This window comes from Parasedimentitalea nitratireducens, assembly GCF_057444295.1.
In genome coordinates, this window is record NZ_JBYAXC010000004.1 from 269,330 (window position 1) to 289,501 (window position 20,172).

Below are 20,172 nucleotides of genomic sequence, written 5' to 3' on the forward strand. Positions count from 1 at the left end.
CTCAGACCTCCTCTTTAGTAGTTTCGGGCGCGTCATCGCGGGCCGGGTTAATGTCCATGGCGTGTTCGGATGTCATGCCGGGCTGCCAGGCCAGACGGGCCAGGCTTTCCAGTGTCAGCATCACCGCACCGACAACGGCCAGGAAAACACCAAGGTCGAACAGCGCTGCTGTGGCCCATTCAAATTCCTCAAGTGGTGGCCAATGCAGATAGCCAAACGAGCTGGTCAGGAAGGGGCGACCGGCCAGCCACGAGCCAACACCGGTGGCGGCCGCAATCAGCACACCGGATCCGATGATGCCATGGTAATAGAACTTCTGCCGTTCAGCCGCCCAGCCAAAGCCAGACGCCATGTACTGCATGAGCATCGCAATCGCGGCGATCAGGCCAGCGATAAAGCCGCCGCCGGGCAGGTTGTGACCGCGGAAGAAGATATAAGCAGCAACCATTAGGGCCAGCGGCATCATCACACGGGTGGCAACAACCATCATAAGCGGGTGCGGGTCACCGTCCTGCGGCAGGTCGGGTTTGCGGTTCAGCAAATAGGCGCGGACTTTTGAACCCAGAATGGCCTCGGTCAGTGCATAGATCACCAGTGCGGCAATCCCCAGCACGATGATTTCGCCAAATGTATCGTAACCACGGAAGTCGACCAGGATCACGTTCACCACATTGGTGCCGCCGCCGCCTTTGTAAGAGTTGGCAAGGTGGAACTCGGAAATTGATGGCATGGCAAAATTGCGGGTCATCAAGGCATAGATCAGCCCGCCGACACCCGCACCCGCAGTGATCGAAATCGCCGCATCGCGCAGGCGCGTACTGACTGGGGTTTCAACCGGTGTTTCCTTGGGTAGGAAGTTCAGCGCCAGCAGCATCAGGATGATGGTCACCACCTCAACCGAGATCTGGGTCAGTGCCAGATCCGGGGCCGACAGATAGTTGAACGACAGCGAAACAATCAGACCGACAACACCGATCAGCACCAGCGCCAACAGACGGTTGCGGTGATGCACTACGATGAAACCCGTGGCGACGATCAGGCAGAACCAGCCAATGATTGGCAAAGGCCCGGCCTCTTGCACTGCACGTGTCGCGTCGGACATCACACCGGTGCGATAGGCATAGAGCGAGATCGCCGTGGTAAAGACCACCATGATCGCCGAGTAGCGGGTGATAGAGCCATTGTGTAGCGTATCAGTCAGGCCGCGGGCGAACCGGGTCAGCGCGCCAATCAGCCCTTCAAAGATTTCCTTGGCCTCGGGGCGGGGCGCTGCCTCCCACACGGCAGCAAGCTTCTTGTGTGACATCAGCAAGATGATACCGCCCGTGATCGCCGCAATCGACATCATCAGTGCGGTGTTGAACCCGTGCCAAAGCTTGGGCTTGAAGTAGGGCACCTGTCCGTCGCCAATCACCGCAGCCGAAGCAGAGGAGACAACGGGGCCGGAAATGATGCCAGGGGTCAGGCCGATGGCAATCACCAGCGAAGCCAAGAAAGCCGGGGCCAGCCATAGGCCAGGATTTGGATCATGCGGCTGCGTTGGATAGTCGTGCCGCTGCGGGCCCAGGAACACATGAACAATATAGCGGAACGAATAAGCCGCCGAGAACATCGCTGCAAAGACGGCTAGTGCAGGAACCAGATAATGGTTGCCACGCCACAGCGTATTTATAGTTTCCTCCAGCATCATTTCTTTGCTGAGGAAGCCGTTCAACGGTGGCAAACCGGCCATCGACAGCGAAGCAATCACCGCAATGGTAAAGGTGATCGGCATCAGATGTCGCAGACCACCCAGACGTTTGATGTCGCGAGTATGGGCGCCATGGTCGATGATGCCAGCGGTCATAAACAAGGCGGCCTTGAAGGTCGCGTGGTTGACGATGTGGAACACCGCCGCAACGGCCGCTGCCTTGGTGCCAAAGCCCAAGAGCATGGTGATCAGACCCAAATGGCTGACGGTTGAAAAGGCCAGCAAACCCTTCAGGTCATCCTTGAACAATGCGATCACCGCGCCGATCACCATGGTGATCAAACCAGTTGTGGCCACAATGTAGAACCAGGCCTCGGTGCCCGCCAGAACCGGCCACATCCGCGCCATCAGGAACAAGCCCGCTTTCACCATAGTGGCCGAGTGCAGATAGGCTGAAACCGGCGTTGGTGCAGCCATGGCATGGGGCAGCCAGAAGTGGAACGGGAACTGTGCCGATTTAGTAAACGCACCAATCAGGATCAGGATCAGCGCAGGCATGTATAGTGATGAGGACTGGATCAGTTCTTTGTTCTGCAGGATCACAGTCAGGTCATAAGACCCTACGATATTGCCCAGGATCAGCATCCCCGCGATCATCGCCAGACCACCGGACCCGGTAACGGCCAGCGCCATTCGCGCTCCTTGGCGTCCCTCGGGTAGATGCTTCCAATAGCCGATCAGCAGGAACGAACTAAGCGAGGTAAGTTCCCAGAAAATCAGCAAAAGCAAGATGTTGTCGGACAGAACAATACCAACCATCGCGCCTTGGAATAACAGAAGGTAAGAGTAGAACTGCCCCATCGGATCTTCGCGCGACAAATAGAACCGCGCGTACAGAATGATCAGCAGGCCAATACCCAGAATCAGACCGGCAAACAGAAAGCCCAGCCCATCCAGATAGAAGTTGGCGTTCAACCCCAATCCAGGCAGCCAGTCCAATCTCGCTTGAACCACCTCACCGCTTAACACGGCAGGGGCGTTTAGCAACAGACCAACAAAGGCCAGCAGGGTGGTAAAACCAGCAGAAGCCGACGCGGCGTTTCGTCCGGCTCGGATCAGTAATGCAGGCAAGAGCGCGCCAAGAAATGGCAGGGCCGCAATCAGAAACAGGGACACGTGTGGATCTCCGGGCTTGGGCAAGGCAAAATTTCTTGTTGCCTAAGCAATTTTTGACTTTTGTGCCAGCCCCCACCGCCCAATCAAAGGGCGATTTCCAGAAGCTGTGCTGTGTTTGCTGAATTTCTAAGCAATAGATGGGCAGGGGGGCGGCGCTGACAAGAACTTGAACGCTGCGTCATCGGCTTTTTCTGACGGCGGCTCTGGAACATGGTATTTCGCCGGTACAGATTTTAGATAATTGGGAAACCTATGACCCAAATGAACATTTCCAGACGCCAACTGATGCTTGGTGGTACAGCGATGGTCGCTGTTGCAGGTGTAGCTGTTTGGTGGCGCCGTCAACCGCCGGGCCATGAACAGCCAAGGTTAAGCGTGACCGAGGCCTATCAGCATGCGCAATCCGGTGATGTCACCCTGATCGACATCCGAACTCCTGTTGAATGGCAGGCAACAGGTGTGCCGGTTGGTGGCCATCAGATCGATATGCGGCGTAAGGATTTCACCGACGCGGTTGCCAAGGCTGTGGGCGATGACCGCAGCGCGCCGATTGCGCTGATCTGCGCGCGCGGCGTGCGCTCAGCGCGCATGACCCTGGCGCTGACCAAGGCCGGGTTCAGTAATATCATTGACGTCCCCGAAGGTATTCTTGGCTCGCGCCAGGGTCCGGGATGGATTGCCAGCAACCTGCCGGTGGCGCGGTGGCAATCATGAGCCGTGCGGCCTTGGCACTGGCCCTGATGTTTGCCGCCTCAACCGCCACAGCCGATTGCGATGGTTCCGCTGACCCCTGTGAAATCAGCACGGGGGAATACCATATTTCCTTGCCGCACGGGGTTGAACAGCCCACCCCAGCTGTTGTCTTCCTGCACGGTTATGGCGGGTCAGGGGCGGGGACGATGAAAAACACCAAAATGATCGAGGCGCTGAACGCGCGCGGATATGCAGTGATCGCCCCCAACGCCACCCGCCGCCGCAATGGCAACCGATCCTGGGTTTTCTTCCCGGGTTGGGAGGGGCGGGATGAGGCTGCCTTTTTGCAAGAGGTGAAGGCGGATGCGCGCGATAGGTTTGGCATTTCCCAGCAAAACACGGTGCTTGCCGGGTTCTCGGCCGGTGCTTTCATGGTCAACTACCTTGCCTGCGCCCATCCCGATGACTTTGCCGCATACGCGCCAGTGGCAGGAGGGTTTTGGCGTCCCCAACCCGACAGCTGCGCTGGCCCGGTCCGCTTGTTTCACAGCCACGGCTGGGCGGACAGAACGGTTCCGTTGGAAGGTCGGTATTTAGGCGGTAAACAGTTCCAGCAGGGCGATATCTACGCGGGGCTGGAATTGTGGCGGCAAACCAACAGTTGTGAAAGCCATGCCCCTGACCAAGTCCGACAGGAAGGCAAAGTCCTGCGCCGTCGCTGGAACTGCGGCGAGGGGCGCGACATTGAATTCCTGTTGTTTCCGGGTGGCCATACTGTTCCCCAAAGCTGGGCAGGTCAAATGCTGGACTGGTTCGAAGCAAAGGTGAACTAAGGAACGGCTCCCGCCCGTCGTCGGCCTCTTGTCAGAGGCGCTCCTCCCGTTGGGCGTGGCACCGCGCCTGGCGCGGTGCCACGCCCAAGGCCGCCAAGGGATTTCGGCGCAGCCGAATGCCCTGTGGGCGCGGGAGGGTTTGGAGAGGGGCTACTCTGCTGCACTGCGGCTGGGGCTACCGCCGTCCAGAATATCCTTTAAACTAGACCGGTGCGCCCGGGCGGTGCGGGTGATTTGCAGTTCAGCAAAGACCTCGCGCGTGCCCATCCAGGTCTTCAGCCGTCTGACGACGGGCAGACCTGACAGGGCTGACAGCGGCACCGCCAGAACCAGGGAAAGGGCAATTGGTAACAGCCAGACAGAGACCATGCCGGATAGGATCCCAGCCCAAAGCGCCAGCCCGCTTGTGGTTTCCAAAGCATGTGAGATCAGCAACGTACGCCACCCATAGCTGCCGCCATCGCGGGCCTGCGGGGCCCAGCCGCGCTGTAGTCCCAGTGCTGTGCGGATCACCGCGATCATCTGCTGTACCATTAGGATCGGGGCGTAGAGAATGGCAAGGATGATTTCGGACACAAAGGACAGGGCAAAACGGCTAGCCCCACCGTAGTCTGCAAACCGGCTGCCACTCAGGGGCAGGGCAGCGATGGCCAAAAGCTTCGGTGCCAAAAGCATCGCATAGATCAGCAGGATCACCAGTACATGGCGTGGCTCAGACATATCCGGCCAAGAGGGCATCAACGGGTTTGTTGCATTAAAATAGGTCAGCACCGAGGCCTCCTCGCCGCGACCAATCAGTGCCCAGATCACCAAGAGGGCAAACCAGATCGGCGCCATCAGGTAGCCAATCGCGCCGTGTAGCAGGTGAAAGCGCGAAATTGAACGAAACCCTTTGGCCCTCAGCAGGTTCAGGTGTTGCAGGTTGCCCTGGCACCAGCGGCGGTCTCGCTGGATGTGGTCAATCAGAGTAGGCGGGGTTTCCTCATAGGATCCGCGAATGCGTGGCAAGAACCGAACCGACCATCCGGCCCGGCGCAGCAATCCAGCTTCGACAAAATCATGGCTCATGATCAGCTTTTCACCCCGGCCCAGGGCGCTGGGAATGCGAGGCAGGCCAGCACAGGCGGCAAAGGCGCGGGTGCGCAAGATGGCGTTATGGCCCCAATAGTTGCCCTCGTGGCCAATCCAACGGGCCAACCCCTCGGCCAGAGCCGCTCCATGCACGCCGTTGGCAAATTGCTGCATGCGGCCAAACACCGACTGCGCGCCAATCAGCTGCGGAAAACTCTGGATCAGCCCGGCACCGGGATCACGGGACAGCGCATCCGACAGGCGGGCAATAGCGCGGCCGGTCATCAGGCTATCAGCATCCAACACCAGCATCGCCTCGTACCCGCTGCCCCAGCGCCGGACCCAATCGGTGATATTACCCACCTTTCGATCCGTATTCTGGTCTCGCCGCCGGTAATAGAGCTTCAATCCGGGTGGCATGATCGCGTGGAGCGCACGCACTGAGATCAGTTCTTGTGCGGCCAGTTCATCGTTACGGGTGTCGGACAGGATGAACATGGAATAGTCATGCACGCCGCCACGCCTGCGCAGGTCTTCCAGCATGGTCCGGGCATTGCCCAGCACATACCAGGGCACTTCGTTGTGCACCGGGATCAGCAGCGCCACCTTCATCGGTTGTGCGCGGGACAGGCGGCGTGTCTTAGGGCGTTGGGACAGGGAATAAAGCCCTAGTAAAACTGTGGCGACGGTGAAGCAGATCCAGAAAAAATTGAAGGCAATCAGGGCCAACAACGCGACCTCAAGCCCGGAAAAACCACCAACGGCAAACCAGTCTTGCATCACCCAGGTTAGCAACCCAGTGCCTGCTATGGCTGGGGAAAAGGCCAGTACCCGCCACATGGCCACATTTTTAGGGGCGTGCTGATTGGGTGCTGCATCGTCTTGAAAAGAACACCCAAAATCCTGTTCTGGCATGTCCAGCGGTTGTTCCGGGGGCATCAGGTGTGGTTGGCTCATGCGGTCCACCGATACAGCCAGACCTCAGACACCGGTTGTCCATCCCTGCGCAGCTGCGCCCGCAGCTCCACCATGTCGCGCTCCCCTGGATCAAAGGAAAATGCCAGTCTCAGCCCGCCGCTTTCCGGGTTGCGCTGCAATACGCCCGCGCTGGTTTCTACATGCGGTGACGAGACGTGGATGTCGTAGCTTTCTGGATTGTCCGCTAATAGAGGATGCGCGGCCAGATCAAGGGTCATGATCCGCCCCGGATCACCAAACACCCGTGCTCCGCCAGAGGTATTGGTCACACGCGGTAGGTCTAGATCAGGCTCGCTCCCCCAGCCCAGCCGATAAGACAAGTCTACCTGCGACCCAGCCACATAAGGCTGGTGCGGACGCCAGTAGGCGACGATATTGTCATAAATCTCTTGATCCGCAGGAATCTCGACCAAGGTCACTGCGCCTTGCCCCCAATCGCCCTTGGGTTCGACCCACAGGCAAGGGCGCTTGTGGTAATTGGCCTCAAGGTCGGCAAAGTCCGAATACTTGCGCGCTCGTTGCATCAGGCCAAAGCCACGTGGGTTGTCATCCACGAATGAGGAAATCTGCAGGGTCTTGGGGTTGGCTAGAGGGCGCCACAGAACTTCGCCATTGCCATTGTGGACCAGCAGCCCGTCACTGTCATGCACGGCGGGGCGGAAATCATCAAACCGGCTGCGGTTGGTCTGATCATAGAGGAACATCGAGGTGAGCGGCCCAAGCCCCACATGGCTCAACTCTTCGCGAGCAAACAGCGTTGCTTCAACCTCCATCACGCAGTTTTCACCCGGTAGGATATCAAACCGATAAGCGCCGCTCACCGAGGGGCTGTCCATCAGGGCATGAACCACGATATTGCGCTGGCCGGGGGCTGGGGTTTCCAGCCAGAATTCGATGAACTCGGGGAATTCTTCTCCCATCGGGTCACCGGTTTTCAAGGCTAGCCCTCGGGCGGACAGTCCATAGGTGTTGGCCAGACCAATGGCGCGGAAATAGCTGGCACCTTGGAATACGCAGAACTCGTTCTTTAGCCCTGGCTGGTTCAGCTCGGTGCGCAGACGTAGGCCAGAGTATCCAAGTGGACCATCCAGGCTCAGCTCTGGCGCCTTATCGGTCTTGTCAAACAGCGACAGATCAAAGGGCACCAGCTGGGCCACATGATCCTGCACCGTGTTGACCTGAACTGGGCGCGGGAAATACAGCCCCGGCAAAAAGAAATCGACGTTATAGCTGCTGGCGGTATCCGACCACAGCGCGTCTTTGCTGCGGAACCAGCGGGTCTGGTACTCCAGATAGGACATGTCCAGCCAGTCCTGCGGGACTGAGGGGCGCGGGGCATAGTCTCGCCTGGACAGTTCCCGCGCCAGTTGGATCACTGTATCACGAGTGAAACGCAGCGTTCCGGTGGCATGTACCGGCAGGGCAAGGGCTGAGGTGCTGGCGAGCGCAGAAGCGAGGAAGGAACGGCGGGTCAGGGCGGTCATCGCTTGGTCCTCCAGGGTTGGGATTTGAACCAGGCCGCCGCAAAGGCCACCAGAATGATAATTGCATAGCCGGTCAAGTTGGCGGCGGCGGTGGTGATGATGGCCCTGTCGGTCTGGTCCAGCGCAAAGCCGATCAAACGTGCCAGCGCCATCGAGAAGACAAAGACTGCCAGCGACTGTTGGCCAACCTTGGTGATCAATTTGAGTAACACTGCCCAAATTCGTGCCGCCACGGATTGGCCGGTGGCGATCAACCGTTTGCCACCTTCACCGGCAATCACCCAGCCCAAGTAAGCCAGCGACAGGAAGTGGACATAGCGCAGCAAGCCAAAGTCGCTCTTATTGCGCCACTCAGCTGTCAGCGCCCAAACGGGACGTATCGTATCTGCCAAGTCTTGGTTCCAGCCTTGCACCCACAAGAACACCTTCCACGAGCCAAAGGGAGCCGAGAAAATAACAAACCCAGCCGCTGCAACGATCAGAAGATTCGACACCGGAGGCTTGGGCAACCAGCCTTTCATGAAGGCAAAGCCGGTAAAGAACAGCAACTGCCAGCCAAAGGGATTGAAGAACCACTTGCGGTCTGACCAGGGCTCTGCCGAGAGGGCAAGACCATCCGGTCCCAGCCCAATCATATAAGGGTTGGCAGTCAGCCAGATCAGTACCGAGGCTGCGGCAACGGCCCATAACCCAACCTTCTCAAGCCCCATCATCACTGGCATCAGCGCCAGGACCACAAGGTACATTGGCAGGATATCAAAATAGTTCGGCACATAGGTTAGGGTGAAAAGCCCAACCAACTGCTGTGTTGTGTTGTTGAAGAAGGGCCTCAGGTTCAACGAGGCAATATAGCTTTTGTCAAAGCCACCGTAGAGGTCGATCACGGCCATCATAGTGGCGATGAAAAAGAACAATCCGATGTGGGCCCAGTACACCTGCCAGACGCGGTAAATCACCCGCGCCGTTCCCAAGGCCCAGCCGCGTCGCGCATATGAGCCACCAAAGGCAATGGCGGAGGCCATGCCGGAACAGAACACAAAAATCTCGGTAGCATCGGAAAAGCCAAACCGCGCCGGGATCCAGCCGGTCCAGCGGTTGCCGGGGATATGGGCGGTCAGGATGATAAACATCGCAATGCCGCGGTAGAAGTCGAGCCTCGGATCACGAGGACGTGCCGCCCCATGGGCCGGCGCTGCTGTCTGATTGGCAGCAGATCCAGGCAGGGCAGAAGCCTGGGTGTCAGGATGGGGGAGAATAGTCGCCATCTAAATTATTTGCCTTTCAAGGTCACTCAGCGGGGACGCTTTGCGCGGGTGAATTGCTGCGGCCGGCAGTAATCAATTCGCGCCGGGCAATGGCGTAGTTGTCCTCAAACCCACCGCGCTTGCTGCGCCGGTCATCCAAGATGGTCTCGACAGCGTCAAGTTGCCCAGCCCGCAGGCCAGCATCAATGGTGATACGTTCAAACACGTCGCGCTGGGCATGACTGCCCCCGGCCAGTTGCAAAGATCCACGCCCCTGCGACAGATGCCTGAACGCGCCCGTATAGTCTCCATCGCCAAAGGCTTCGAGACCCGAGGCCATGGCACTGCCCGGTTCACCCATGCGCTGACCGGTTTCATCCGGGCGGTTCTGCGCATCCGCGTGGATGCGTTGCACCAGCCGTGTGGTGGCCTCTTGGCGGTCATGTCCAGCCAGCGCCAGAAGGTAGTGAAGGTCAGCAAAGATCAAACAGCCATCTTCGGTTCGATTGGCCGAGAGCTCTGACAGTTCTTCCCAGCGACTGCCAACATCGACGCCCTCCAGCTCTAGCCGCATCAACAACGACGTGCCGTTGGAAATATCGCGATAATCGTCGGTCTGATCCTTGCGCACTTCACGATCATAAAGATCCAGCACTTGATCCACCTGACCCAAATCTAGATGCATCAGCGCCTTGTGCCACCACACGTGATAACGGAAGTTGTTGCAATGGGCCCAGGCCTCCTCACGCCCCTCCAGCCACTCCAAACCGGCCTTGGCGTTGCCGGTCATGTCGTGCACATGCGCCACGGCGTGCAACCCCCAGGCATCATTTGGCGCCGTCCAAAGCGCCTGACGACCTGCAATGCCAGCCTTTTCGTACTCGCCGGTCTCTTCCAGTGTAAAGGCGTGACAGCCTAGCAGATAGCCATGCCCGGCATGATCGGTACCATAGGCAGGCAATACACACTCAACCGAGCGCCGCATCCCGGTACTGTCGCCCAAGATAAAACGGATCGAATGGCTCAGCTTCATGGCCAAGGTGTCTGTGGGATGATCCCGCAAGACCTGCTCCATCTTGGCAATTGCCATCGAAGGTTTACCAGCTAACCAGGCCGCTAAGGCCTCGATATACAACCTCTCGCGGGGCAGGGCGGTTGCTGCATTCTGCTTGGCCGACGCCAAAGCCTCACGCGCGGTGGGGATCAGCTCTGACCGGCCAAGCATCAGATAGAACATCCCTTTGCAGGCCTGACCCAAGGCAAAACCCGGCACGGCGGACAAAAGGGACACAAGATGCGTAGGCGTTGAGGCCGCATGGGCAAGAACACCCATTTGTACGGCGTTCCAATCTTGCATTGCTGCCGCATCCGTCAGGCTGGTGTCTTGGCCAAAAGTATCTTGCATTACAAAGCGTCCGATCTGAGCTGAATAAAGGTCTAGGGTCGTTTCAAACAACTTTAGTTCATGCACTTCCACCCGGCGACGCCGGCTAACGCATTGGTGATGTGGTGTGTGTGCAACGGTGAGTTTTGTTGCGAAGTGGCAGAGAAATAGGGGAAATTGTCACAATAGCGGCATCTCTACCCGCACTAAGGCGCGGGTAGAGCAACTGGCTTGGTGCTTTCTGTAACACTTGGCCGATTTGATTTCGGCTAGCGCCCGCCCGGTTCCAGATCAAACGGCGAGTCCGCCGACAAAACAGCATCACTGTCTTCACCGCACCAACGTGGCGCATGCCGATAGGTCACGGGCGTGCGTGAAAGCTTCAGCGGATTGCCGATCAGATGCACCTGACCAGCGCTGCTCTCCATGTCGATCTGCATCTCACGCGCCGCCACCTGATCCGAGGCAAAGACATCCTTCAAATCTTGCACTGGGCCCACTGGAACTTTGCGCGCCTCGAGTCCGGCAATGATGTCATCCGTACTGAACCGTCGCATGGCTGGGATCAGGATCTCATCCAGCGCGGCTCGATATTCTAGCCGGCTTGGGTTGGTTGCAAATCTAGGGTCTTCGATCAGACCAGACAGGCCCAGAAATTCCATATAACGCGCAAACTGGCTGTCGTTGCCAACCGCCAGTATGACATGACCATCGCTACTTTTGTACACGCCATAGGGCATGATGTTCGGGTGCCCATTGCCGCGCCGTTCAGGGATATTGCCGCTTGTGAGGTAATTGACACCTTCGTTGATCAGCCAGGCAATCTGACTGTCGACCAATGAAATGTCGATCTGCTGGCCTTCGCCGGTCTGGCCCTGATGACGCAGGGCTGCAAGAATACCCACAGTCGCATACATGCCGCACATCACATCGGCGATGCCCACGCCAACCTTCATGGGCTCGCCCTCTGGTGCACCGGTCAGTGACATGACCCCGCCATAGCCCTGTGCCATCAAGTCGTAACCGGGTTTTTGTGCATTAGGGCCGTTTTGCCCATAGCCCGAGATCGAGCAATAAATCAGCCGCGGAAAATCGGATTTCAGGCTGTTATAGTCTAACCCGTACTTTTTAAGCCCTCCGGGTTTGAAATTCTCGATCAGAATATCCGCCTGCGCCGCCAAGTCGCGGATAATGCGCTGGCCTTCGGGGCTGGCAATATCAATGGCGACGGATCGCTTGTTGCGATTGGCGGCCATAAAATAGGCCGACATGTCGGTGGGATTGCCATCTTGATCAGTGGCATAGGGCGGCCCCCACTGGCGGGTGTCATCGCCGCCGGATTTTGGGTTCTCCACCTTGATGACTGTGGCGCCCAGATCGCCCAACAGTTGGGTGCAGGTAGGCCCGGCCAAAATGCGCGACAGGTCCAGCACCTTGACGCCGATCAGCGGCCCGTGGGGCAATTGTTCAGATCCGGCCATCATAGCCTCCAGGTTCGATTTCAGCAGCAATCACGGTGAAGACTTCGGCATGTTGCGCCTCAACCAGTGCCGCACGCAGCTCGTCCCGATTGCGCACGGTCATACCATTACCACCAAAGGCCCGGCCCATCGCAGCAAAGTCATGACGACCAAAGTCTACGGCGGCATTAGTCAGCTGCCGTTGTCGTTGTTTCAACTCGATCAGGGCGAGGCTGGCATCGACAAAGACCAAAAAGATCGGTGCCAGTTTCATCTCGGCAGCTGTTGCTAGCTCTCCGGCCACCATTAGAAACCCAGCATCGCCGGAAAAGCTGATCACCGGGCGGTCCGGCTGGGCAAGCTTGCGCCCAATCGCCATCGGCAGGGCACAGCCCATGGTACACAGTCCCGAAGACTGGATCAGCGCACGCGGTTCAGAACAGGTCCACATCTGTGACAGCAGAATGCGATGCGCGCCGCTGTCAGCCGTGGCAAGGGTATTGACGGGCAGCGTGGCGCGCGCTTCGGCAATCACCGCGGCTGGCCCCCAGGTGTCATCCGTTGGAAAGGCTTGTGAAAGAGCCAGCTTGGTGACCTCGGGTTGTCCTTCGACCCAAGTTGATCTGGTTTTTAAGCCTTCCGACATGGCCGCAAGGGTTGGAGCGATCGAAGTAACAAAACTCAGCCCCGATTGGTGCATGTAATGCAAGTTGGGTTCTGGTGCTATGTCGATGACATTCTGTGAGGATACATCCCAGACATCCCGCCAACCGGGGCGCATCTCAATCGGGTCATAGCCAATGCTGAGCACCAGATCCGCAGAGCGGAACAATGGCAGCAAATGCTTGTCTGCCAGCGGAGACAGTCCGGCCCCACCCAGACAGAGTGGGTGATCCTCGGGGATGATGCCTTTGGCTTTGTAACTGGTGACAAATGGGATGTTGTGATGCTCAACAAAAGCCTTGATTGCGTCTCCGGTCTCCTCCTGCAGGGCATCCAGGCCAATTATGGCAATGGGACGTTGGGCCTGTGCCAACCACTCCCGCGCCTGCGCCAGGTCAGCGCCTGCTGGCGCCGTTTCACTTGCAGGCGCGCGGCGATGTCCGCGATCTCTGGCAGGCATATCCGCAACCGAGATCGGCACGTCGATATGCACCGGTCCATTGCGGGGCTCGGTGGCGATTGCGACAGCCTTATCCGCAATCAGATCCACCGTTTCGGCGTCCAAGAAAAAGGTGGCCTTGGTGATCGGGGCAAACACCGCGCGATGATCCAGAACCTGATGCGTGTAGCTTTGTTCTTCGGCGGCATCGACACAGCCGGTCAGCACCAACATGGGCACCCGGTCCTGATGGGCGTTGGCCACCACATTGACACCGTTCAGCGCACCGGGACCCAGGGTTGCAATCAGAATGGCCGGGGCGCCGTCGCTGTGATGCACCGCCTCAGCCATGAAGCCGGCGCAGTTTTCGTGTTTGGCCAGATGCACTGTGATCCCAGCCGCCTGCAGCGCATCCACCAGGGTCAGCACCTCGCCACCGGGCATGCCAAAGGCGTGGCGGCATCCGGCCTCGTATAGCCGTCGGGCCAAAACATCCGCTGCGCGGGAAGGGGTGGTCATCATTGCTACTCCGTACTCAGTTGTCTGCGAGATTGCGGAGTATGGCCTGGGGCGCAAGCCCGCTCACGCCAGTGTGACCAGATGTTGAAGTCTTATTGAGTTGCCTGCTGAGCCAGGGCCTCAAACCGCATATCAAGCTGCCTGGCCAGATCCAGCAAGGCCGCGCCGCCCTCATCCGCGTAAGGAGCAAAGACATAGCTTGGGGTTTTGTAGGAGAGGGTGGCGGTGTCGTCTTGGTTTTCTGTGACATAGACCCGGACTGGGGCCTCGATCATCGCAGCGGTTGAGGTGGCCAGTATCTTGACTGCAAAGTCGTTATTGAACAGGCCAATCACCCGGTTGCCGGGAATGGTAATACCGCGTTTGGCTGCCGCACCAGTCGGGCCTGCCTGTGTCACAACACCAAGTCCCTGCGCTTTGGCGGCGGTTTTCACATCTGAGATCAGCTGCTTATAACTTTTGGAGGTTTCCACAATCACCCAGCCCTCGCGCGGGGCAATTGGGCCCGCAAATGTGGTGGTGGCAAACAGACATAACAGAGCGGCAGAGAAAAATGATGTGAACGGCATAGATAGGCTCCAAATGAAATTCGGTTCACACTAGATGGGTTTTGCGCAATGCTCGGTCACAATGGCGTGCCTGTTGTGATGGTATGCTGAGACCAAGCCAAACAGGCTGATTTTTTCTGTCTCAGGCGCTTTTCTATGAATGAGTTTTTGGAGTGCTGATTTTATGGATGACCGGATTTCTGTTGCCGCCGAACAAGTCAAAGGCCTGATCGCTGACCAGTTCCCTGAGTTGCAAAACCTCGCCATTTCCCCGATCACACCCGGGGGCTGGAACAACCGAAGTTTTCGATTGGGCAATGACCTTGTAGTGCGACTTCCAGCGGCAGAACGATACCAAGCTCAGGTGGGGCGAGAGAGTCTGGGATTGCAAAAGCTACCCTCCAACCTGCCGGTCGACACGCCAAGGTTTTTTGCCAAGGGCAAGCCGGGTCGGGGCTATCCCTATGAGTGGTCTATTTTGCATTGGGTCGTGGGCAGCGCGCTGGATGCTGAGGTTCTGATCGTAGATCCAGAGCTGGCGGTTGAGATTGGTCAGTTCCTTTGGGGGCTGCACCAAGCCAAAACGCCGGAAAACCTGGCCCCCGGCGTGGACAATTTCTATCGGGGTGGGGCACTTCGTTATTATGACGGTGAGACACGAAGGGCACTGCTGCACTTTTCCAAAGATAATCAGGCTGTGCTCACGCAGCTGTGGGAGCAGGCCCTATCCAGTGAGTGGCAGGCTGCACCTGTTTGGGTGCATGGAGACATAGCACCGGGAAACCTGCTGGTACAGAAAGGGCGCCTGTGTGGGGTGATTGATTTTGGTCTGGTGGCCGTCGGTGATCCGGCCTGTGATCTGGTAATTGCCTGGACCCACATGGATGCAACCTGCCGAGAGCAGTTTGTATCAACCCTGTCGCTGGACCAGGCCTGCTGGCAGCGGGCCAGGGGCTGGGCTTTGTGGAAGGCTTCGATTGTTCTGGCTGGGGAAGACGCCCCACACGAGCAGGTAGCTGTTTCACAACGGGTGCTCGACCTTTTGGCTTCAGATCCCGTACTATCCGACTAAAACGTCGTCGCTGTCGCATGAAAGCCAGCTTGCTCAGCTTATTGGGCAAACTGGGAGTGGGTTAAACGTTAGGCGGCAGCTCAGCAGCCGTCGGAAGTTTAAACGCGCTGGCCTCGGCACGGCTTAGCTGCTCGCCTTGATTACGTTTTAACAACACATCGCGGGCCACTGCATATTCATCACCCTGCCAGAAGATCAGACAGCCGTTGCAACCTTTGCCACAGCACCCGGCGGTGCCCACACGATTGGTCTTGAACCGGCGGGTGCTGGTGTCAGCCTCAATCGCGTCAACCAGCGCATCGCGGCGGCGCTTATAGGCGGTCTCGCCGGTGCTGTCGCGGATCTCCATCGCTTGCGCAGTCTTGTCGAGTTGCAGCCGTTTCCACTGCTCATCCGTCAGGGCGCGTTCCTTGCGGATGACGGTTAACGCCGGGAAGTTGGCTTTCAGATCGTTTTGATCCTCTTGCTCGAACAGAGAGAAGGGCAGGCGGATCATCGATTTGTTTGACCCGTGCACCACCTCCTTGCGCGCACCGCTGGCAGCGATTTCATAGTCATAGGCACGCAGCAGAATGGTGTTGCGGGCAATGGGAGAGACCAGTTCCAGCACATCGCCAGCCTCAAGCTTGTTCTTGACCTCAACCAAGAACGCATCCTCGGTCACTTCGCTCACCACACCGGCATATTCCCAAGTCGAGAGCGGCGCGGTGTGTTCATAGCCATGTGACAGGTTGGTCAATCGCCCCTTGTGGAAGGCCAGCGTGTAGCCCCGGTTGCCGACGGTTTCCAACTCAGCCATGTAGTCAGACGCATCCCAGTTGTCGGGGTCGGCATAGTAGTCATCAATAGCCATGCGATAGGCGCGCGCGACCACGGCGGCATAGTATTCCGACTTGCCGCGTCCTTCGACCTTGAGACTGTCCACGCCAATACGCAGATAGTCATCCAGCTTGGGCATCAGGCACAGGTCTTTGGAGTTCAGGATATAGCTGCCGCGCTCATCTTCCTGAATGGGCAGGAACTCACCGGGGCGCACACCTTCTTCCAGCAGGAATTCAAACATGTCGAAGTTGCTTTCATCGACAATCAGCTCTTGTACGGTGCCATCCTTAAGGCGCATGTGGAACTTGTAGTTCCAGCGGCAGGAGTTGGCGCAGTTGCCCTGATTGGCACCGCGTTCAGCCATAAAGTTCGATAGTAGGCAGCGCCCGGAATAGGTCATGCACATGGCGCCGTGAATGAACGCCTCTAGCATGATATCCGGGCACTTCTCGCGGATCTCTTCCAACTCGGGGAAGGACACTTCGCGCGCCAGTACCGCCAGATCTGCGCCCTGATCTTGCCAGAACTTCACAGACAGCCAGGAACAGATATTGGCCTGAGTGGATACATGTAGGGGGATCTCGGGGGCCCGTTCACGAACATACTGGAACACGCCGGGGTCGGCGATGATCAAACCATCGGGGTTCACCTGCCGAACGGTGTCGATGTATTCATCCAGCTTAGGGATGTCTTTGTTGTGGGAATACAGGTTCAGAGTCAGGTATGCACGGCGTCCGTGTTGATGGCAGAACTTGACGCCTTCAATCACGTCTTCCAGCGAAAACTCGGACTTGGTGCGCAACGACATATCCGGCGTGCCGAGATAGACCGCGTCCGCGCCATACAGGATGGCCATCTTCAGTTTGCGCAGGTTGCCCGCAGGCATCAGCAGTTCGGAACGGTGTTGGGACATTGGACCAGCCGGAATAGGGACGAAAGCCGCCTTCTAGGTCAGAAGGCAGAGCGAGTGAACCCATTTCTAAAAAACAGCTTTAGACCGTTGCATAGAGACCTAGAAGTCTGGCGTGCCGTCGACAGGAAACATGTTGTGTCAAACTAACCGCTACTTGGTATCAAGCCGATACTTGAGGAACTTAGCACCATCATAGGTGACATCACCGACATGCTCCGCCCCAAGCCGCGACAAAGCCCCTAATTTTGTACGAGATGGCGGCAGTAGAAACGTCACATACGGAATCCGACCGTCTGCGGCGGCAAACTCAAGGGCTTTCTTTGAAATACGTATCCCAAGTCCAAAGCAATCCGGTTTTAGCACCAAACCAAAATCCCATTCAGCGCCTTCTTTTTGAAAACCTCCCCAGCCGACATAGGTGTTGTCACACAGGATGGCCCAATGCCCAAGACCGTCACATGCCCAGCATTGTTCCTTGGTAGATACGAACTTGGCTACAGTCTCGTGATCCCACTCAAAATTCAAAAGCGGCATATGCTCTGCGACCCGGGGATCAGACATATGCTGAATAATCTCATCGGGCGCGATTTTTGGTAGCCGAACAAATGTTATTGCTTTGCTTTGCTTAAATGGCATGTCGGGAATATCTGCTCTACGTGGTTTGAAATTACACAAGAGCACAAACCAGCCAGCTCACAACTGAATTTGACCGGGCGTAACGCAGGTTTGAACGGGTGTCAGAATCCAGTTTGTCGCTAACAAAAACTGGCTTGTTATTTTTGTTTAGAAACAGGGCTGACTTTTTGCCTTATTTCTTGTCGCGTGCAGCTTTCTCATCTTTGGTTAGCTTGTTGTTCCAAGCGTTGTTGCTGAGACTAAGCTCGCTTGGCAATGGTTTGGTTTTGCCAATGCTGACTTTACCACCCTTGTTCAGGTATTCTTGGATAAGGGCATCATCGGTGGTTTCTTTTGGGATATGTTTCATAAGTAAGAGCCTAGCCGGTATCCGATGGACAGGCAACGAAACGTTCAAGTATCAGTGTGAACTGCGTTCATAAAATGATTGACCTATATATCTTCGCTGGTTATGTATTGTGAACACCGTTCACATTGGAGCATGGTTATGAACTTTTTCACCTCCCCAGCAGTACTACTTGCCAGTTGTCTTGCCACCTCAGCCAGCGCTGGGCCAAGCAGTCAACATTCAACGCAGGCCTCTAACCACAGTGGCCAGGCCTCTGAACATGGCTCGGCGTCTGTCGCTGAAGCGGCCGCGACCATCGTGGCCGTACCAGTTATGGCAGTGGGTTCCGTGGTCCTGATTACCGGGGCGGCGCTTGAGAAATCAGGGGCGGGGTCACAGGCAGCTGGCCGTGCCTCGGCTGGCTCGGACGATACCACAACCATAACCGTCATCGGCATTACCCCCGACGGCAAACCCATTTTGAAATAAACACTACAATAGGAGGCTCCCATGCCCCGTTTTATTGCATTGACGTATTTATGTCTGGCCTATGCGCTGCCATCCCTGTCACAGGCCGGCAGCAGCGAAGCGGGTAAGTCTTATCTGCCCGAGGCCGAAGTTGCGGCCTTCTCAAACCGTGTTCAGCAAGACCTTGCATCGCGTGGGGCTCATGTTGCGATTGTTGCGCGTATGGGTCGGGACCCCAAGGTGCTGCCACGTGGGGTCAAATACACCCATGTCAGCTTTTGGGTCTATTCCAACATTACCCGCGCCGATGGCAGTACGGGGCGGGGCTATCAGGCCTTCAATCTCTATCAGAACGCAGACAACAAAAGGCGCAGCAGTCTGGTACAGGATAGCCCGGCTGATTTCTTTGCAGGCGCGCACCAGCTGGATGCGGGTATCATCATTCCCGACAAGCGGCTGCAAAAGAAACTGTTGAGGGTGATCACCAGCTCCACCTATTCAGAACTTCATAATGCCAACTACTCGGTTCTGGCAAACCCAAACACCAGCCAGTTCCAAAACTGTACCGAACACACGCTCGATGTGATGATGGCCAGCCTCTATGACACGACCAGTGTGCCGCAGATCAAAGCCAACATTACCGCCCATTTCGATCCCCAACCCATCAAGGTGGGCGGTATCAAGCGTCTCCTAGCGCCGGTCGCCTCACAAGCACTAACCACCTCGGACCATGGCAACAGGATCGAGACCGCTACCTTTGGGTCCATCGCCCGTTTCATGCAAGAAAACGACTTGTCCGATCAAACCTATCGGATCACCCCAGAGCAGGTCATCGCCTTCTAGATTTGACTTGTGTTTCAAGTTGTCTCAAACACTTGGCCTATGACATCACAACCAACCCTCACCAGGCGGGAACGCAACCTGGCTGACATCCGCGAACGGGCTATCCCAATTGCCGAGCGCATCATTCTTGACGAGGGGATTGATGCGCTCACCGCCCGTCGGTTGGCCAAAGATCTGGGTATCTCGGTGGGTTCGCTCTACAATGCCTTTGGTGATCTGGATGGTGTTATCCGCATGGTCATTCACAAATCGACAACTTTGCTGTCCCAAATCCTGCATACGGCTTTGGAAGCAGCCGAGCAGGACGCACGGGCACGTGTGGTTGCACTGGGACAGGCCTACTTTGAATTTGCCTTGTCCGAGCCACGTCGTTGGTGGTTGTTGTTTGAATACAAAACCAATGCGCCGACAGATCAAAAGGCGCAGGACTTTCAAAAGGGTCTGCTCAATATGCTGATCCAGGCAGGTGAGGGGGATCCCAACTCCGAACAGCATCAGCAGTTCTTTTTGTTGCTCTGGGCCTCGGTACACGGGTTGGTTTCGCTTGCGTGTCGCCCGTCCATTGTTGCGATTAATCCGGATATGGCGCGCACCTATATCGGTGATCTGGTCCAGTCGGGCTTCAACTCGTTTCCCGAAGCCTGAAGCCCTGAACGGTAGTTGATTAGTAAAGGAATGGCACAAACTTGGCCGTCTTGGCTGCATAGGCATTGAATTCATCCCCATAGCGCTGGGCCAAATAGGCATCCAGGGGCGGGATGTGAAAGAACACAAAGCTAGCCGTGATAAAGATCGGGATCGGCCAGGCAAAAATAGATGCGGCTAGTATGGCCCACCCGGTAAACAGTACGGCGTCGCCAAAATAGTTGATGTGCATCGCATAGGCAAAAAGCCCTTGGGTATAACAC

At 57.0% G+C, this 20,172-nt stretch carries 17 protein-coding genes and 1 pseudogene; 6 read left to right on the plus strand and 12 right to left on the minus strand.

What is annotated here, in order from left to right; all coding sequences use genetic code 11:
- Window position 1 precedes the first annotated feature (1 nt).
- Window positions 2-2,866, minus strand: a complete 2,865-nt coding sequence (locus AC2T28_RS14960) for a monovalent cation/H+ antiporter subunit A (RefSeq protein WP_486748679.1) — start codon at window positions 2,864-2,866, stop codon at window positions 2-4.
- Between the two features lie 261 nt (window positions 2,867-3,127).
- On the opposite strand from AC2T28_RS14960, the gene AC2T28_RS14965 reads away from it, so the two are divergent.
- Window positions 3,128-3,580: a rhodanese-like domain-containing protein gene (locus AC2T28_RS14965; RefSeq protein ID WP_486748678.1), complete on the plus strand. Its 453-nt coding sequence runs from the start codon at window positions 3,128-3,130 to the stop codon at window positions 3,578-3,580.
- Window positions 3,577-4,392 (plus strand): CE1 family esterase, encoded by an 816-nt coding sequence (locus tag AC2T28_RS14970; protein ID WP_486748677.1) that lies wholly within the window; start codon window positions 3,577-3,579, stop codon window positions 4,390-4,392. Before AC2T28_RS14965 ends, AC2T28_RS14970 begins: the two co-directional genes overlap by 4 nt.
- Before the next feature lie 150 nt (window positions 4,393-4,542).
- Here the strand turns inward: AC2T28_RS14970 and mdoH are convergent, their stop codons facing one another.
- From mdoH to AC2T28_RS15005, 7 genes are all read right to left on the minus strand, one after another.
- A complete protein-coding gene (gene mdoH / locus AC2T28_RS14975; protein ID WP_486748676.1) occupies window positions 4,543-6,420 on the minus strand; it encodes a glucans biosynthesis glucosyltransferase MdoH in 1,878 nt (625 codons plus the stop codon).
- Window positions 6,417-7,925, minus strand: a complete 1,509-nt coding sequence (locus AC2T28_RS14980) for an OpgD/OpgG family glucan biosynthesis protein (RefSeq protein ID WP_486748675.1) — start codon at window positions 7,923-7,925, stop codon at window positions 6,417-6,419. The genes mdoH and AC2T28_RS14980 overlap by 4 nt, the downstream gene beginning before the upstream one ends.
- Window positions 7,922-9,190: an OpgC family protein gene (locus AC2T28_RS14985; protein WP_486748674.1), complete on the minus strand. Its 1,269-nt coding sequence runs from the start codon at window positions 9,188-9,190 to the stop codon at window positions 7,922-7,924. The genes AC2T28_RS14980 and AC2T28_RS14985 overlap by 4 nt, the downstream gene beginning before the upstream one ends.
- A 22-nt stretch (window positions 9,191-9,212) precedes the next feature.
- On the minus strand, window positions 9,213-10,574 hold the full coding sequence (locus AC2T28_RS14990; protein WP_486748673.1) for a tetratricopeptide repeat protein: 1,362 nt from the start codon (window positions 10,572-10,574) through the stop codon (window positions 9,213-9,215).
- 248 nt (window positions 10,575-10,822) lie between these two features.
- Window positions 10,823-12,034, minus strand: coding sequence for a CaiB/BaiF CoA transferase family protein (locus AC2T28_RS14995; protein ID WP_486748672.1), 1,212 nt, complete (start codon window positions 12,032-12,034; stop codon window positions 10,823-10,825).
- Window positions 12,021-13,634 carry a thiamine pyrophosphate-binding protein gene (locus AC2T28_RS15000; protein WP_486748671.1) on the minus strand — a complete coding sequence of 538 codons (1,614 nt, stop codon included), beginning with the start codon at window positions 13,632-13,634 and terminating at the stop codon, window positions 12,021-12,023. The genes AC2T28_RS14995 and AC2T28_RS15000 overlap by 14 nt, the downstream gene beginning before the upstream one ends.
- Window positions 13,635-13,726: 92 nt before the next feature.
- Entirely contained in the window at window positions 13,727-14,203 is a 477-nt protein-coding gene (locus tag AC2T28_RS15005; protein WP_486748670.1) for a DUF302 domain-containing protein, read from the minus strand.
- Between the two features lie 139 nt (window positions 14,204-14,342).
- On the opposite strand from AC2T28_RS15005, the gene AC2T28_RS15010 reads away from it, so the two are divergent.
- The gene (locus AC2T28_RS15010) at window positions 14,343-15,254 is read left to right on the plus strand and encodes an aminoglycoside phosphotransferase family protein (RefSeq protein ID WP_486748669.1); all 912 of its coding nucleotides are present in this window, start codon (window positions 14,343-14,345) and stop codon (window positions 15,252-15,254) included.
- A gap of 61 nt (window positions 15,255-15,315) precedes the next feature.
- Here the strand turns inward: AC2T28_RS15010 and AC2T28_RS15015 are convergent, their stop codons facing one another.
- The 3 genes from AC2T28_RS15015 to AC2T28_RS15025 all read right to left on the minus strand — a co-directional run bounded on the left by AC2T28_RS15015 (window position 15,316) and on the right by AC2T28_RS15025 (window position 17,974).
- Window positions 15,316-16,989 (minus strand): U32 family peptidase, encoded by a 1,674-nt coding sequence (locus tag AC2T28_RS15015; protein ID WP_486748668.1) that lies wholly within the window; start codon window positions 16,987-16,989, stop codon window positions 15,316-15,318.
- A 150-nt stretch (window positions 16,990-17,139) separates the two neighbouring features.
- Entirely contained in the window at window positions 17,140-17,625 is a 486-nt protein-coding gene (locus tag AC2T28_RS15020; protein WP_486748961.1) for a GNAT family N-acetyltransferase, read from the minus strand.
- A 172-nt stretch (window positions 17,626-17,797) separates the two neighbouring features.
- Window positions 17,798-17,974 carry a hypothetical protein gene (locus AC2T28_RS15025; protein ID WP_486748667.1) on the minus strand — a complete coding sequence of 59 codons (177 nt, stop codon included), beginning with the start codon at window positions 17,972-17,974 and terminating at the stop codon, window positions 17,798-17,800.
- Window positions 17,975-18,112: 138 nt separating this feature from the next.
- Between AC2T28_RS15025 and AC2T28_RS15030 the strand changes: the two genes are divergently transcribed.
- From AC2T28_RS15030 to AC2T28_RS15040, 3 genes are read left to right on the plus strand one after another with little or no spacing between them, the layout of a single operon-like run.
- Window positions 18,113-18,442, plus strand: a complete 330-nt coding sequence (locus AC2T28_RS15030) for a hypothetical protein (RefSeq protein ID WP_486748666.1) — start codon at window positions 18,113-18,115, stop codon at window positions 18,440-18,442.
- Between the two features lie 21 nt (window positions 18,443-18,463).
- The gene (locus AC2T28_RS15035) at window positions 18,464-19,264 is read left to right on the plus strand and encodes a DUF2145 domain-containing protein (protein WP_486748665.1); all 801 of its coding nucleotides are present in this window, start codon (window positions 18,464-18,466) and stop codon (window positions 19,262-19,264) included.
- Between the two features lie 39 nt (window positions 19,265-19,303).
- Entirely contained in the window at window positions 19,304-19,909 is a 606-nt protein-coding gene (locus tag AC2T28_RS15040; RefSeq protein WP_486748664.1) for a TetR/AcrR family transcriptional regulator, read from the plus strand.
- Window positions 19,910-19,928: 19 nt separating this feature from the next.
- Here AC2T28_RS15040 and AC2T28_RS15045 read toward each other — a convergent pair.
- Window positions 19,929-20,165: pseudogene (locus AC2T28_RS15045) on the minus strand (methyltransferase family protein); the annotation flags it as partial.
- Between the last annotated feature and the right edge of the window lie 7 nt (window positions 20,166-20,172).